Raw genomic sequence first — 13,776 nt, forward strand, 5'->3', positions numbered from 1 at the left:
GGTTCTCGGGGGCGGTGCAGGAGGAGCGCTGCGGGACGCTCCTCCCCCGGCCCGTCGCGCGGGGGCGCTCCGGGCCGGGTGGAGAGGGGATCAGCTCGCGAAGGTCCAGGTGAGCGGGAGCGAGGCGGACAGGCCCTGGTAGGCGTTGGTGGCCGACGAGTCGAGGGTCACGGCGATGGAGAAGGGGGTGGAGGTGCCGGGGGTGACCGGGGCGGTGTTGAGGGTCTTGACGGCGGAGCCGGCGAGGGTCGCGGCGGTGCCCGTGAAGACGGTGGTCCCGCCGGAGGTGATCACGACGTTGAGCTTGCCGCAGAAGTCGGTGGCGGAGCCGGAGGCGCCGGCCGCGACGTTGTTGCTCTGCGAGCAGGTGGCGCCGGGGGTCAGCGTGAAGGTGTTGGCGGCGACGGTGCCGGTGTTCTTCAGCGTGATCGCGGTGGTGACGGTCTGGCCGGGGACCATCGTGGTCGATCCGCCGAACTTGTTGATGGTCGCGCAGGTCGCGGTGTTGGTGCTGATCGAGCCGCCGTCGGTGCTGAGGCAGGTGATGGGGCTGGCGCCGGTCGACTTCTCCTCCATGACGAGCGAGCCGGAGGCGGCGGTGTTGCCGGTGTTGGAGATGCTCGCGACGAAGCCGGACAGGGTGCCGGACATCGAGACGGAGAGGAGAGCGGCGGCGGCGATGCTCGTCGCGATGGCGAGGGGAGCGAAGCGGACGCGCTTGGACTTGGCGGTGTGGGTCGACATGGCAGGACTCCTGATCGGGTGGGGCGGGCTGATGCTGAAGGGGGAGGGTCCGGCTGGTGTTCCGCCGAACTCGATTGACCGCTAAGTTACTTGATGGCAAAGATACATTGCAATCGTTCTTTCACCCCCTGTCCGGGTGACAGGCCGGGACCCCCGAGGGCGACCCGTACGATGACCCCAGCCCTACCCCGAGAAGGACGAATGACCACCGAGAGACCGACCCCGCGCGACGTCGACCAGGACGCGCCCGCCGTGCAGCTGCGGCAGTCGCTCCGCCTGCTCGAGAACGCGCAGCGGCACCTCCGCGCGAGCATCGCCGCGGGCGTGGGCGTGGGCATCTCGGAGCTCACCGCGCTCGAGGTCCTCGGCGAGTCGCCCGACCTCACGCCGAAGTGGCTGGGCCTCGAGCTCTCCCTCTCGACGGGCGCCGTGACCGCGCTCCTCGACCGGCTGGCGACCGCCGGCCACGTCGACCGGCTCGCCAACCCGCAGGACCGCCGCAGCGTCCTCCTGCGCCTCACCGCCTCCGGGGAGCAGCTGCTCGCGCAGGTGGACGAGCGCTACGACGAGGTCAGCGCGGAGGTGCTGAAGGCCTCCCCCGGGCTGAACGGCATGGCGGACGACCTGGCGCGTGCCGCCGCGGTCATCACCGCGCACACGATCCGCTGATCCGCGCCAGTCGCTAGGAGTCCAGCGCCCGGGTCAGGGTCCAGACGTTGCGCCCCTCCGAGCGCTCGTGCTCGAACGTGGTCGTCAGAGCCTGGATGAGGGCGAGCCCGCGGCCCGACTCCGCGAAGACGTCCGGCATCTCCCGCGGCCCCGTGCCGATGTCCGGCGGATCGGCCGTGTCGACCAGCTCCGCGTGGATCGCGTCTCCCTCGACGCGCACGACGAGGCGGCAGACGATCGTCGTCGTCGACGTCGCGTGCTGGATGACGTTGTCGACCAGCTCGACCAGCGCCGTCTCGACGGCCATGCGGTCGCGGGTCGGCAGGTCCGGGCGCTCGCCCCAGAGCTCGGCGAGCATCTCGTGGACGACCTCGGTGTCGCCCGGGGGCGTGCGGAACCCGACGCTGCGCTCAGTCACGGTACGCGTCGCCGGCCGTGTCGAAGAGGGTGAGCACCCGGTCCAGGTTGGACAGCTGCAGCACCATCACGACCTGCTCGCTGGGCGCCGCGATCCGCAGGTCGCCGCCCGCCTGCCGCGCGGTCTTGAGAGCGCCGACCAGGGCGCCGAGACCCGAGGAGTCCATGAACGTCACCGCGCTGAGCTCGACGACGATGCGGGGGCTGCCCTCGTCGATCGCCCGGCGGACGGCCGAGCGCAGCTCCGGAGCCGAGGCCGCGTTGAGCCGCCCCTCCCCCCGCAGCACGGCGATGTCGGGGGCGATCGTCTCGGTCGTGAACGTCATGCGGGGTCCTTCTCGGCGGAGCGGTCGGCGCCCGTGCGGGTCAGCACGAGGGCGGTGATGTCGTCGGACGCGGAGCCGGAGGCGGCGAGCGCCCTCAGCGCCTGCAGGAACTCGGCGGTGTCGGCGGAGTCGCGGGCGAGGTCGACCGCGCGCGCCAGGGACTGCAGCGTCCCGTCGTAGAGGTCGAGGACGCCGTCGGTGAAGGCCAGGAGCGAGTCGCCGACCGCGAGCTCCACGGTCTGGGTGATCCAGCCGCCGTCCTCCGCGATGCCCAGCGGGAGGCCCAGTGCCGCGAGCCGCTGGAACGAGCCGTCGGCGCGGAGGAGGACGGTGAGCCCGTGGCCCGCGTCGACGAAGTCGATCCGGCCGGACGCGGTGTCGAGGCGCCCGTGGAAGAGGGTCGCGAAGGTCTCGGTGGCCGTGAAGTCGTCGTGCAGCTGGGCGCTCACCGCGCTGACGACCGCGTCGGGGTCGCCGCCCAGGCGCGCCCGGAACGCGGAGCGGATCGACGCGGCCACGATCGCCGCCGCCGTCCCCTTGCCCATCACGTCCACGAGGGTCAGGTCGACCGTCTCGTCGTCGCCGCGCCAGCTGTAGAAGTCGCCGGTGATCGTCCACCGCGGCAGCGAGAGCCCCGAGAGCTCGTAGCCGGCGGGGTGGTGGAGGGAGGAGGGAGCCATCTGCGTCTGCATGTCGGCGGCGCGGTCGCGCTCCGCCGTGTCGCGCAGCTCCCGCTCGACCCACTCGCCGAACTCCTCGAGCAGCTGCCGCTCGTCCGGGGTGAGGCTCCGGGGCACGAAGTCGATGAGGCAGAGGGTGCCCAGCTGCAGGTCGCCCTCGACCGACAGCGGCCGCCCGGCGTAGAAGCGGACGTGCGGGTACCCCGCGACGTGCTCGTGCCCGGCCCACGCATCGTCGGCACCGAGGTCCGGCACGACGAAGGTGGTGCGCTTCTCGAGCGTCGCGTCGCAGAAGGTGCCGGCGCGCGGGTACGCGAGCACGGCGTCCGGACGCTGCGGGGACTTCGTGAACAGCGTGGTGTCGTCGAGGAAGTGGATCTCGGCCACGGGCACGCGGAAGAGCTCCTCGGCCATCCGCGTGATCCGGTCGAAGCGCTCCTCCGGAGCCGACCCCATCATCTCGAGCGCCTCGAGCGCCACCAGCCGCGGATCCTGCTCGGCCTCGATCATCCGTGCCCCCTTCCCCCTGCGCGCCGCGCCGGGACTCCCCGGAGCGCACACGCACCTCCGACCGTATCGCCCCGCTTGACGGGTGGGGGACCTTAGGCGCCTCTGTACCCCTCACGGGGTACGGCTGTCGCAGATCGCGCGGTCGGGAGCGTCGGCGGTGGCCGATCCCGGCCGTCCTCGCCTCCGCCTCTTGCCGCCGGACGGAGCGGACCCCTACTCTTCACCCGACGCTCCCCCGGCGACCCGCGAGCACCCGAAGCCCGCAGGCTCGTGGGCGTCGCCTCAGGAGCGCCCGTGCCCACCCAGCCGCGTCCCCCCCGCCGATCGCGCGCGGAGACGAACCGACCCTCTCGATCCGACGCGCCCCGGCGCGGGAGCCCGCTCGCTGCGGCGCTCCTGCTCGTGACCGTCCTGATCCTCCCGCTCGCCGCCGCGCCCACCGCGTCCGCCGTCGACTCGGCGGGCGACGAGTACGACGCGATGCGCCTCGCCCTCGTCGCCGATCTGACGGGCACGATCCCGGGAAGCGGGAGCGTCGGCGGCCTCGCCGCGGCGAAGGGCCGCCTCGTCGCCGAGGCCGAGGGCTACTGGTCGACGCTCGAGACCGACGGCGGCGAGCCCTGGCCCGATCTGGTCACGGGCACCTCGGCGGTGGAGGTGTGGGCCGCCTACAAGCGGGTCACCGTCCTCGCGACCGCGCTGAAGACCCCCGGCACCGCCCTCAGCGGCGACCCGGCGCTCCTCCGCGACGTCGTCACGACCGCCGACTGGCTCTCGGCGAACCGCTACAACCGCTCCACCACCGGCACCTCCCGCTGGTGGGAGCAGCAGATCGGCATCCCGCTCGAGCTGAACAGCATCACCGCCCTCCTCTACCCCGACCTCTCGGCGGCGCAGGTGCAGGCCTACCTGTCGGCCTCGACGCGCTTCGCCGACACCGTCACCCGGACCGGCGCCAACCGCGTCTGGACGGCGGCGGTGATCGCCGGGCGGGCGGTGCTGCTGAAGCAGCCGGCGAAGATCGCGGAGGCGGCCGCCGGCATCGACCCGGCGCTGCGGACGGTGGCGTCCGGCGACGGCTTCCACGCCGACGGCTCCTTCGTGCAGCACAGCGTCTTCGCCTACAGCGGCGGGTACGGGCTCTCGATGCTCGACACCCTCGACGACCTGTACTCGCTGCTCGACGGCTCCCGCTGGGAGATCACGAGCCCGGAGGGGCTCGGCGTGTACGACCGGCTCGCCTCCTCCTTCGCCCCCGTCACCTGGTGCGGCGCCGTGATGTCGACGGTCCGCGGCCGCGAGACGGCGCGGGCGGAGTCGGAGGACGGCGACGTCGGCGTCCAGCTGCAGGCGGCGGTGCTGCGCCTCGCCGACAGCGCCCCTCCCTCGGCCAGGACACGGACGAACGCGCTGGCGAAGAGCTGGCTGGCCTGCAACTCCGGCAGCCCCGTGAGCATCGAGACGGCCGGGTCCGTCAGCGACGTCGTGCGCGCGCGGCTCGTCCTCGCCGACACGGGCCTGACCGCGACCCCGATCGGCTCGGGCGTCCGGGCCTTCGCCGGGATGGACCGCTTCACGCGGACCACGGCGACCTCGGGCTTCGCCGTCGGCCTGTCGAGCACGCGGATCGCGCGCTACGAGTCGCTCAACGGCGAGAACCGCAGCGGCTGGTACACCGGCGACGGCGCGACCTCGCTCCACCTGGGCAGCGGGCGCCAGTACGACGACGGCTACTGGGCCACGGCGAACCCGTACCGGATGCCCGGCACCACCGAGGACACGATCGTCCGGAGCGCGGGCGAGGGCGCGTCGTCCCGCCCGACGACGACCTTCACCGGGAGCCTCGAGAGCCCGTCGCGGCGGACGGGGATCGCGGCGCTCGACTTCGACGCGGCGTCGGTGAGCCTGGTCGCGAAGAAGGCCTGGTTCACCTTCGACGACGAGATCCTCGCGCTCGGCTCCGGGATCACGGCGACCGACATGTCCGGGACCGGCTGGGACGGGGCGCGCCGGCGCGCGGAGACGGTGATCGACGACCGCCGCGACGTCGCTCCCGATGCGAGGCTCCGCGTCGACGGCGTCCTCCGCGGTGCGGAGGCGACCGCCACGAGCACCGCCCGCTGGGCCTCGATCACCGGCTCCGCGGAGTCGGTGGGCTACGTCTTCCCGACGCCGATCGCCCTGACCGCGCAGGGGCGGACCCGCACCGGAGCCTGGAGCGCCGTGAGCGCCGCCGGTCCGACGGCGCCGGTGACCGGCCACTACTACTCCCTCACGACGAGCCACGGCACGAACCCGACCGGCGCCTCCTACGCGTACACGGTCCTCCCCGGCGCCTCCGAGGCGGCGACCGCCGCGTACGCGGTGGACCCGGACGTGACCGTGCTCAGCAACACCCCCCAGCTGAGCGCCGCCCGCGACCGCTCGACCGGCACCGTGAGCGCCGTGTCGTGGAAGGCCGGGACCACGAGCCCCGTGCTCGTCGGAGGCACCCGGGTCGCGAGCATCACCGGCGCCGGACTGGTCTCGATCCGGGAGGACGCGGACACGGTGACCGTCTCGACCGTCGACCCGACGCAGGTCTCGACGAGCGCGCTCACCGTGACGCTCGCGCGGCCGACCGCGGGCACGGTGTCCTCGAGCGCCGCCCTGAGCGTGACGAGCAGGACGAGCACCGCGACGACGATCACGTTCCGGCCGAGCGGGCTCAAGGGAGCGACGGCGTCCATCGTGCTCGCGAAGAGGGCCGCCACTCCGGTGCCGACGGCCACGCCCACGCCGACCGCCACCCCCGCGCCGACCTCGACGCCGACCGCCACCGCGACTCCGCTCGCCGCTGTCGGGGCCGGCACCCACCAGAACGGCTCGCCGGCCGTCGCCGTCACGGGCACCTGGTCCACGACCTCCTCCTCCGCGGACAGCGGCGGAGGCGTCTCCTTCTCGTCGACAGGGGGCGCCTCCGCCACCCTCCGCTTCACCGGCACCGGAGTCTCGTGGGTGAGCCGCCGGTCCAGCACGTCCGGGATCGACGAGGTCCGCCTCGACGGCGTCCTCGTGGCCTCGGTCGACCGCTACAGCGCCACCACCCGCTCCGCCCAGACCGTCTGGACCAGCGGGACCCTGCCCGCCGGCACCCACACCGTCACGATCACCCGCGGCAGCACGCGGAACCCCGCAGCGACCGGGGGCAACCTGATCCACGACGCCTTCGTCGTGAGGAGCTGACGGCCCGGCTACCACCGGCCGCGGTGCCTGGCCAGGCCCTCGCCCGGCGGCGGGCGGGCCCGTAGCGTCGCCCGGACCGATCGACCCGCCGGGGTCACGACGAGAGGACGCGCCATGAGCAGCACGAGCGACATGATCCGGAGCCACCCCGAGGAGCTGCGCGGCGTCGATCCGGAGGTCCTGGCCGAGTGCATCGACGCGTGCGGCGCCTGCGCGCTCACCTGCACCGCCTGCGCCGACGCGTGCCTCGGCGAGGAGTCGGTCGCCGAGCTGGTCCACTGCATCCGCACCGACCTCGCCTGCGCCGACGTGTGCGCCGCGACCGGCGCCGTGCTCTCGCGCCGCGGCGTCGTCGGATCCGCGGCCGTCCGCGCCCTCGTCGAGGCCTGCCTCCTGGCCTGCCGCGCCTGCGCCGACGACTGCGAGCAGCACGCCGGGATGCACGAGCACTGCCGGATCTGCGCCGAGGCCTGCCGCCGCTGCGAGCAGGCGTGCGAGAGGCTGCTCGCGCAGCTCTGAGCGCGGGCTCCACCGCGGGACACCTCCCCCACCGGACTCGACGGGCGGCTGTCAACCGTCCTGCCCTGAGCGTCCGGCGCTCCTACGGTCGGTGGCGAGCACGGCGTCGTCGGGGCTCGGAGCGATCGCAGGCGGTCCTTCCGTCCCCGACGATCCGCAGACGCTCGAGATGGAGGACGACCGTGGCCCAGACCAGCACCGAGCGCGACCGCACCGCGCCCGACCCCGACGACTCCCGCAAGCCCGACGGACCGACGGACGTCACCAAGCGCTCGTGGGGCTACGTCCTCAAGAAGACGCTCCGCGAGTTCGGCGCCGACCAGTGCACGGACATCGCGGCGGGACTGACCTACTACGCCGTCCTCGCGCTGTTCCCCGGGCTGCTCGCGATCGTCTCGATCCTCGGCCTCTTCGGCCAGGCCGAGACGACGACCTCGACGGTCCTCGACCTGCTCGGCGGATTCGTCTCCGCCGACGTCCTCGACACGGTCCGCGGCCCGATCCAGGAGCTCACCTCCAGCCCCGCCGCCGGCCTGGCGTTCGTCACCGGTGTCCTCGGCGCCCTCTGGTCCGCCTCCGGCTACGTCGGCGCGTTCGGGCGCGGGATGAACCGCGTCTACGAGATCGACGAGGGCCGCCCGATCTGGAAGCTGCGCCCCACGATGCTCGCCGTCACCCTCGTGACGGTCCTCCTGCTCGTGATCGCCGGACTGATCCTCGTGCTCAGCGGTTCGATCGCGCAGACCATCGGCGACGCGATCGGCCTCGGCGAGGTCGCCCTGACCGTGTGGAGCATCGCCAAGTGGCCGGTGCTGATCGTGATCATGGTCGTCATCGTCGCGGTCCTCTACCACTGGTCCCCCAACGTCCGGCAGCCGAAGTTCCGCTGGACCAGCATGGGCTCGATCCTCGCCCTCGTCGTCTGGGCGCTGGCCTCGGCCGGCTTCGCGTTCTACGTCGCCAACTTCAGCAACTACAACAAGACCTACGGCGCCCTCGGCGGCGTGATCGTCTTCCTCCTCTGGCTCTGGATCACGAACCTCGCCCTGCTCTTCGGGGCCGAGTTCGACGCCGAGCTCGAGCGCGGCCGCCAGCTGCAGGCCGGCATCGAAGCCGAGGAGCACATCCGGCTCCCGCCCCGCGACACCCGGCAGAGCGACAAGAAAGCCGAGAAGCACGCCGAGGACGTCGCCGACGGCCGCGAGCTCCGCGAGAGCGCCGGACACCCGGAGCGATGACCCCGATCGGGCGGGACCTCCCGGCCCATTAGAGGAGCCGCCTCCCCGCGGCAACCCTCTTGAGGGCCCGCGGGCGGCGCTCGGAGGCTGGACGCATGCGAAAACTGCACTACTCCAGCGGCCACCTCCTCGTCGGCGACCTGACCTGCAAGGCGGTCCTCCGGTACGCCCGGGCCCTCGCGGACGTCAACAAGTCGGACGTCGTCTCGGTGCCTGTCCTGACCGAGGGCGGCGGCCGCGCCTACGCCCACCTGCTGATCGGGCCGGCGAGCCAGCTCTGGTCGGTGCCGATCGACAGCAGCGAGGTGGAGGAGCCGGACGACGCGGAGGTCATCGCCCACATCGAGCTCGAGACGCGCCGCATGCAGCCGGCCCGCCCCTCCTGGAGCGAGGAGATGACGGACATCCCGCCGCTGGACTTCCTCGAGTACACGGACATCGCCGACCTCGAGGACGCCCGGCGCGACCCGATGAACTAGGCCGCCGCCGACTCCTCGGTGGAGCGGGAGTCGCTGAGTGACAGCGAGCCGATCGTCGCGATCACGCCGACGAGGACCGCCACGACCAGGAAGGCGACCCGCTCACCCGCGAAGAAGCTCCGGACGAGGTCCGCGCTCCACGCGCCCGCCGGGAGGGTGGTCGCCACCAGTGCGGCGATCAGCGTGCCGACGACGGCCGTGCCGATGCTGGTGCCGATCTCCTGGGCCGTGTCGTTGAGCGCCGCACCGATCGACGTGCGGTTCGCGGGCATCGCCTCGACGAGGGCGACGGCGCAGATGGTCATGATCGTCCGCAGGCCCACCGTCATCACGACCATCATCACGGCGATCGCGAGGTAGCCCCGGTCCACCGCCCAGGACATCCCGAGCAGCGCGCCGACCAGGAGCCCGGTGCCGATCAGGCAGGCCGCGCGGTGCCCCAGCTTCGCGGCGAGGCGCTCGGTGATCGGAGTGGCGGCGAGCATCGTGACGATGACGGGCAGGTTCGCGAGGCCGGCGCGCACCGGACTCCAGCCGTAGGCGTACTGGAAGTGCAGGATCAGGCCGAACAGGACGCTCGCGAAGGCGACCGAGGCGCCGAGCTGCGTGAGCGCCGCTCCCCGCGCGGGGCCGGCGCGGAAGATCGCGAGGTCGATCATGGGCGAGACGGCGCGGCGCTCGCGGACGACGAATCCCGCGACGGCCGCGACGGTCCCCGCGGCGCAGGCGATCGTGAGGAGCGACAGCCAGCCGTTCTCGACTCCGCTGGTGAGTGTGTAGCAGCCGAGCCCCACCGCGGCGACGGTGAGGGCGGTCCCCGGCAGGTCGAGCCGACCGGAGGTGAGGTCGGCGCGCTGGTCCGCGGGAACTCCGAGGCGCACGCCGATCCAGACCAGCAGCGCGATCGGGGCGTTGACGACGAGCAGCCACTGCCAGCTGACGGTGCTGAGGATCGAGCCGCCGAGGAGGGGGCCGAGGACCATGCCGGACATCCCGACGATCATCACGATCGTGATCGACCGCATGCGGAGCCTCTCGTCGTCGAAGAGCCGGAACACCAGCGACATCGTGACGGGCGCCATGGCGGCCGCGGCGCAGCCGAGCGCCGCGCGGAGGGCGATCAGCTGGCCGATGTCGGTGACGAGGACGACGGCGAGGCTGATCAGCCCGAACGCGGCGAGGCCGGTGAGGAGCACGCGGCGGCGGCCGAACCGGTCGGCGGCGGACCCGGCTGTCAGCAGCAGCCCGCCGAAGGTCAGGGAGTAGGCACCGGTCACCCACTGCAGTCCGGCGGTCGAGCCGTCGAGTGAGCGTCCGATCGTCGGGAGGGCGATCGAGAGCAGCGTGTTGTCGACCATCTCGACGAAGAAGGCGAGGCAGAGAGCGGCGAGCGGGAGTGCCGCGGAGCGGAGGGAGGTGTGAGCGCGGGACTCGGCGGAGGTGGTCGTCGGAGCGGACATCGAGGCGCCTTCCTATCGAACGCCGTTCGACTCTCGTACGGCGTTCGATAGTATGGAACGCCGTTCGGTAAGATGCAAGCCATGCCTGCAGATCGCCCGACGGAGACCGCCGCCGCGCCCTCCCCCGCCCGGGGCCGCCGCCGAGCGTCGCACTCGCTCGACACCGTGCTGGCCGAGGCGATCGCGATCCTCGACGAGTCCGGGGAGTCGGCCCTCACGTTCCGCGCGCTCGCGGCCCGACTCGGCGGCGGCGTGGCGAGCATCTACTGGTACGTCGGCAGCCGCGACGAGCTGCTGGAGCGGGCGACCGACGAGGTCATGGGTCGGGTCCTCGCAGACAGCGAGCCGCTCACCCACGGGCCGGACCCGATCGACAACGTCCGCGCCGTCGCACTGGCCCTCTTCGACGAGTGCGTCCGCCGACCCTGGTTCGGCCTCTACATGCTCCGCACGACCGGGGTGCAGCCCAACTCGATGGCGATGTACGAGCGCCTCGGGCAGCAGCTCATGGCTCTCGACCTGACGCCCCGGCAGCGGTTCCACGCCGTGTCGTCCATCGTCAGCTACGTCGTCGGAGTCGCGGCCGACCTGGCGCAGCCGCCGCCCCGCGAGTTCCTCGAGAGCGGGATGGAGAGGGGCGAGTTCCTCGAGCACCTGGCCGACCGCTGGCGCGCCCTCGATCCGGAGGAGTTCCCCTTCGGCCACCACGCGGCCGACGTCATGGCGACGCACGACGACCTCGACGTGTTCCGCTCCGGCCTCGACCTGCTGCTGGCCGGGCTCCGGCTGCAGGCGGGGCGGGGCTGAGGCCGGGTCAGCTCCCCGAGGTCCGCCGGATCGCCACCACGGTCACGTCGTCCGCCAGCATTCCCTCGGCCGCCAGGCGGGTGACGCCGGCGACCGCGTCGGCGGCGGTCGCCGGGGCGGCGACGGCCGCGTCGGCCACCCGGTCGAGGGCGGCGAGGGAGCCGTCGAAGAGGTCGAGCACACCGTCGCTGCAGATCAGCAGCAGGTCGCCGGGGTCGAGCCGGAGGCCGGTCGGCTCCCACTCCTGCGTGCCGAGGAGGCCGAGCGGCAGATGGGCGGAGGGGATGCGCTCGCGCGAGCCGTCGGCGCGGCAGACGATCCCGAGTCCGTGCCCGGCGTCGACGAGCGCGATGTCGCCGGTCGAGGCGCTGAGCCGCAGGTGGAGGAGCGTGACGAACGCGTCGTTCGCCGACAGGTCCGGCTCGACGACCCGGTCGATGAGCGCCATCGTCGCCGCGGGGCCGAGAGCGGGAGGAGTGACGCGCAGGGCGGCGCGGACCGTGGCGGCGATCATCGCGGCGCCGACCCCCTTGCCCATGACGTCGGCGACGGTGACGGCGAGCCCGTCGGGCGTGCAGCGCCAGTCGAAGAAGTCGCCGCTCACCGTCCCGCTGGGCACGCAGGCGCCGGCGACGTCGTAGCCCGGGAGGTCCGGGACCGAGCGGGGCTCGAGCCGCCGCTGCACCCTCTCGCCGTCGGCGAGCTCCTGCCGCGAGCGGGCGGCGCCGGCGGTGAGCATCTGCGCGACCTGCTCGCCGCTGAGCGACGCCATGCTGAACGACACCACGACCAGCAGCACCAGCGTGATCAGCGTGGTGGTCGGGGTCCCGAACCAGGTCGCGAACAGCTCGCTGCGCAGCCCCGCGGCCAGGAACACGGCGAACCGGAGCGCGTAGTAGAGGGAGAGGGCGCCGGAGCTCAGCAGCAGCGGCCAGCGCGTGCGCGAGCGCCCGGCGCCGAGCAGCGCGATCTCGCGGGTCGACAGGCCGATGAGGAGCGCCATCGAGGCGAGGTAGAGCGGCCCTCCCGACCAGTCGTTGACGGCGGGAGAGTCGAGGCTGGACACGCCCGTCACCACCACGGTCGGAGCGACCACCAGCCACCACGGCGTCGGCCGGCCGCGGAGGGAGCGGCTCGCCGCCCAGACCGCGGCGGCGCCGGCCACGATGAGCCCGTTGCCGAGCGGATTCGCCCACACCTGGTCGGCCGTGCCGTCGCGGAGGTAGGCGAGCGAGCCGCCCATGAACAGCGCGAGCGCCGTGCACCACCAGAAGCTGAAGGACGAGCGCGTCGACCGGTAGGTGACCAGCGCGAACAGCAGGAAGAGGGTGAGGGCGGTGACCCCGAAGGCGACGCGGAGGGCCGTGGCATCGAGCAAGGCGGGTCCGTGGCCCTTCCAGGAGACCGAGCGGCGGAGCGGCGGACGGGCGCCGTGATCAAGGGGATCCTGGCACGGCGCGCGGGCCGCTCGGGGCGCGCCGTGGAGGCCGGCCCCGGGGATCCGCGGCAGTGCGGCACGTCCGCCCACCCGACGGGGGGAGCAGGAGGGGGGCTCGCACGTTCGAGGAGAGACCACCGCCCTCGCGCTCGATACAGCATCGCGTGTACCGTCGCTCCCGTGCCCGCCACCGCGACCCTCACCCACTCCGCTGCTCTCGCGCGCCTCGGATCCGCCCTGGCCGACGAGACGCGGTCCCGGATCCTGCTCGCGCTGCGAGAGGCTCCGGCCGTCCCCTCCGACCTCGCGGACGCGCTCGGGGTCTCGCGGCAGGTGATGTCGAATCAGCTCGCGTGCCTCCGCGGATGCGGGCTGGTGGAGGCCGTGAAGGACGGCCGGTACACCTGGTACCGGCTGGCCGAGACCCGGATCGCCGGGGCGCTCGACCATCTTCTCCGCCTGGCCCTGGTCGTCGATCCGGACTGCTGCTCCGGCGACGACTGCCGCTGCGCATGAGCGCCCTGCGCGCTCCGCTCCTCCCCGCCCGCCGCCGCGTGCTGCAGAGGCGCATCCGCTGGATCGTCGGCGCGACCATCGCCTACAACGTGGTGGAGGCGATCGTGGCCCTCGCCGCCGGGACGGTCGCCTCGTCCACCGCACTCGTCGCCTTCGGCCTCGACTCCGTGGTGGAGGTGCTCTCCGCCGCGGCCGTCGCCTGGCAGTTCTCGGGCCGCGATCCGGAGGCGCGCGAGCGCACCGCGCTGCGGGTGATCGCCGTCTCGTTCCTCGGCCTGGCCGCGTTCGTCGCCGTCGACTCGGTCCGGGCGCTGCTCGGATTCTCGGAGGCCCAGCACTCCCCTGTCGGCATCGTGCTGGCCGCCGTCAGCCTGCTGGTGATGCCCGCGTTCTCCCTGCTCGAGCGCCGGACCGGCCGCGAGCTCGGCTCGGCCTCGGCCGTCGCGGACTCGCAGCAGACGCTCCTCTGCTCGTACCTCTCCGCCGCCGTCCTGGTGGGCCTGCTGCTGAACAGCACGCTCGGATGGACGTGGGCCGACCCCGTCGCCGGCCTCGTGATCGCCGCGGTCGCCGTCCGCGAGGGCCTGGAGGCCTGGCGCGGCGAGTCCTGCACGACGCCGATCTCCGCGCTGACGAGCGAGGACTCCGAGGCCTGCGGCTGCTGCTGACGGGGCGGTGCTGTTCCCTCGAGGAGGGCGGGCAGGGACGCTCCCCCGGACCGATCGCGACGGCCGCGCGTCGGATCGCG

14 protein-coding genes are annotated in these 13,776 nt (G+C 73.2%); 8 read left to right on the plus strand and 6 right to left on the minus strand.

Features of this window, described 5'->3' with window-relative positions; genetic code table 11:
• Nucleotides 1-90: 90 nt before the first annotated feature.
• Nucleotides 91-744 (minus strand): hypothetical protein, encoded by a 654-nt coding sequence (locus C5C56_RS12960; protein WP_104234050.1) that lies wholly within the window; start codon nt 742-744, stop codon nt 91-93.
• Between the two features lie 201 nt (nt 745-945).
• Here C5C56_RS12960 and C5C56_RS12965 point away from each other — a divergent pair, with 201 nt between their 5' ends.
• Entirely contained in the window at nt 946-1,413 is a 468-nt protein-coding gene (locus C5C56_RS12965) for a MarR family transcriptional regulator (protein ID WP_104224277.1), read from the plus strand.
• Nucleotides 1,414-1,426: 13 nt separating this feature from the next.
• Here the strand turns inward: C5C56_RS12965 and C5C56_RS12970 are convergent, their stop codons facing one another.
• From C5C56_RS12970 to C5C56_RS12980, 3 genes are read right to left on the minus strand one after another with little or no spacing between them, the layout of a single operon-like run.
• Nucleotides 1,427-1,831 carry an ATP-binding protein gene (locus C5C56_RS12970; protein WP_104319741.1) on the minus strand — a complete coding sequence of 135 codons (405 nt, stop codon included), beginning with the start codon at nt 1,829-1,831 and terminating at the stop codon, nt 1,427-1,429.
• Nucleotides 1,824-2,156, minus strand: a complete 333-nt coding sequence (locus C5C56_RS12975) for an STAS domain-containing protein (RefSeq protein WP_104224279.1) — start codon at nt 2,154-2,156, stop codon at nt 1,824-1,826. Before C5C56_RS12975 ends, C5C56_RS12970 begins: the two co-directional genes overlap by 8 nt.
• Nucleotides 2,153-3,346 carry a PP2C family protein-serine/threonine phosphatase gene (locus tag C5C56_RS12980; RefSeq protein ID WP_104319742.1) on the minus strand — a complete coding sequence of 398 codons (1,194 nt, stop codon included), beginning with the start codon at nt 3,344-3,346 and terminating at the stop codon, nt 2,153-2,155. Before C5C56_RS12980 ends, C5C56_RS12975 begins: the two co-directional genes overlap by 4 nt.
• 402 nt (nt 3,347-3,748) lie before the next feature.
• On the opposite strand from C5C56_RS12980, the gene C5C56_RS12985 reads away from it, so the two are divergent.
• The 4 genes from C5C56_RS12985 (at nt 3,749) to C5C56_RS13000 (ending at nt 8,807) form a co-directional block, all read left to right on the plus strand.
• Nucleotides 3,749-6,571 (plus strand): polysaccharide lyase 8 family protein, encoded by a 2,823-nt coding sequence (locus tag C5C56_RS12985; protein ID WP_104319743.1) that lies wholly within the window; start codon nt 3,749-3,751, stop codon nt 6,569-6,571.
• Between the two features lie 114 nt (nt 6,572-6,685).
• A complete protein-coding gene (locus tag C5C56_RS12990; protein ID WP_104255963.1) occupies nt 6,686-7,090 on the plus strand; it encodes a four-helix bundle copper-binding protein in 405 nt (134 codons plus the stop codon).
• A 182-nt stretch (nt 7,091-7,272) separates the two neighbouring features.
• Nucleotides 7,273-8,328 carry a YihY/virulence factor BrkB family protein gene (locus C5C56_RS12995; RefSeq protein ID WP_104319744.1) on the plus strand — a complete coding sequence of 352 codons (1,056 nt, stop codon included), beginning with the start codon at nt 7,273-7,275 and terminating at the stop codon, nt 8,326-8,328.
• Nucleotides 8,329-8,423: 95 nt separating this feature from the next.
• The gene (locus tag C5C56_RS13000) at nt 8,424-8,807 is read left to right on the plus strand and encodes a hypothetical protein (protein WP_104315485.1); all 384 of its coding nucleotides are present in this window, start codon (nt 8,424-8,426) and stop codon (nt 8,805-8,807) included.
• Here the strand turns inward: C5C56_RS13000 and C5C56_RS13005 are convergent.
• A complete protein-coding gene (locus tag C5C56_RS13005) occupies nt 8,804-10,267 on the minus strand; it encodes an MFS transporter (RefSeq protein ID WP_104315486.1) in 1,464 nt (487 codons plus the stop codon). The genes C5C56_RS13000 and C5C56_RS13005 overlap by 4 nt on opposite strands.
• Before the next feature lie 81 nt (nt 10,268-10,348).
• On the opposite strand from C5C56_RS13005, the gene C5C56_RS13010 reads away from it, so the two are divergent.
• Entirely contained in the window at nt 10,349-11,074 is a 726-nt protein-coding gene (locus C5C56_RS13010; RefSeq protein ID WP_219812210.1) for a TetR/AcrR family transcriptional regulator, read from the plus strand.
• A 7-nt stretch (nt 11,075-11,081) separates the two neighbouring features.
• Here C5C56_RS13010 and C5C56_RS13015 read toward each other — a convergent pair whose 3' ends face one another.
• The gene (locus C5C56_RS13015; RefSeq protein ID WP_104319745.1) at nt 11,082-12,452 is read right to left on the minus strand and encodes a PP2C family protein-serine/threonine phosphatase; all 1,371 of its coding nucleotides are present in this window, start codon (nt 12,450-12,452) and stop codon (nt 11,082-11,084) included.
• 240 nt (nt 12,453-12,692) lie between these two features.
• Here C5C56_RS13015 and C5C56_RS13020 point away from each other — a divergent pair, with 240 nt between their 5' ends.
• Together C5C56_RS13020 and C5C56_RS13025 are read left to right on the plus strand one after the other, a co-directional pair.
• Nucleotides 12,693-13,028 carry a helix-turn-helix transcriptional regulator gene (locus tag C5C56_RS13020; protein ID WP_104234042.1) on the plus strand — a complete coding sequence of 112 codons (336 nt, stop codon included), beginning with the start codon at nt 12,693-12,695 and terminating at the stop codon, nt 13,026-13,028.
• Entirely contained in the window at nt 13,025-13,696 is a 672-nt protein-coding gene (locus C5C56_RS13025) for a cation diffusion facilitator family transporter (RefSeq protein WP_104319746.1), read from the plus strand. Before C5C56_RS13020 ends, C5C56_RS13025 begins: the two co-directional genes overlap by 4 nt.
• Nucleotides 13,697-13,776 lie beyond the last annotated feature (80 nt).

The sequence above is a fragment of the Rathayibacter sp. AY1D1 genome (genome assembly GCF_002932635.1).
In the GTDB taxonomy this organism is placed as follows: domain Bacteria; phylum Actinomycetota; class Actinomycetes; order Actinomycetales; family Microbacteriaceae; genus Rathayibacter.

Excerpts from the sequence above, each read along its gene's own strand:
- C5C56_RS12960 (WP_104234050.1), bottom strand. The coding sequence starts at position 744 with ATGTCGACCCACACCGCCAAGTCCAAGCGCGTCCGCTTCGCTCCCCTC.
- C5C56_RS12965 (WP_104224277.1), top strand. The coding sequence starts at position 946 with ATGACCACCGAGAGACCGACCCCGCGCGACGTCGACCAGGACGCGCCC.
- C5C56_RS12975 (WP_104224279.1), bottom strand. The coding sequence starts at position 2,156 with ATGACGTTCACGACCGAGACGATCGCCCCCGACATCGCCGTGCTGCGG.
- C5C56_RS12980 (WP_104319742.1), bottom strand. The coding sequence starts at position 3,346 with ATGATCGAGGCCGAGCAGGATCCGCGGCTGGTGGCGCTCGAGGCGCTC.
- C5C56_RS12990 (WP_104255963.1), top strand. The coding sequence starts at position 6,686 with ATGAGCAGCACGAGCGACATGATCCGGAGCCACCCCGAGGAGCTGCGC.
- C5C56_RS13000 (WP_104315485.1), top strand. The coding sequence starts at position 8,424 with ATGCGAAAACTGCACTACTCCAGCGGCCACCTCCTCGTCGGCGACCTG.
- C5C56_RS13005 (WP_104315486.1), bottom strand. The coding sequence starts at position 10,267 with ATGTCCGCTCCGACGACCACCTCCGCCGAGTCCCGCGCTCACACCTCC.
- C5C56_RS13010 (WP_219812210.1), top strand. The coding sequence starts at position 10,349 with ATGCCTGCAGATCGCCCGACGGAGACCGCCGCCGCGCCCTCCCCCGCC.
- C5C56_RS13025 (WP_104319746.1), top strand. The coding sequence starts at position 13,025 with ATGAGCGCCCTGCGCGCTCCGCTCCTCCCCGCCCGCCGCCGCGTGCTG.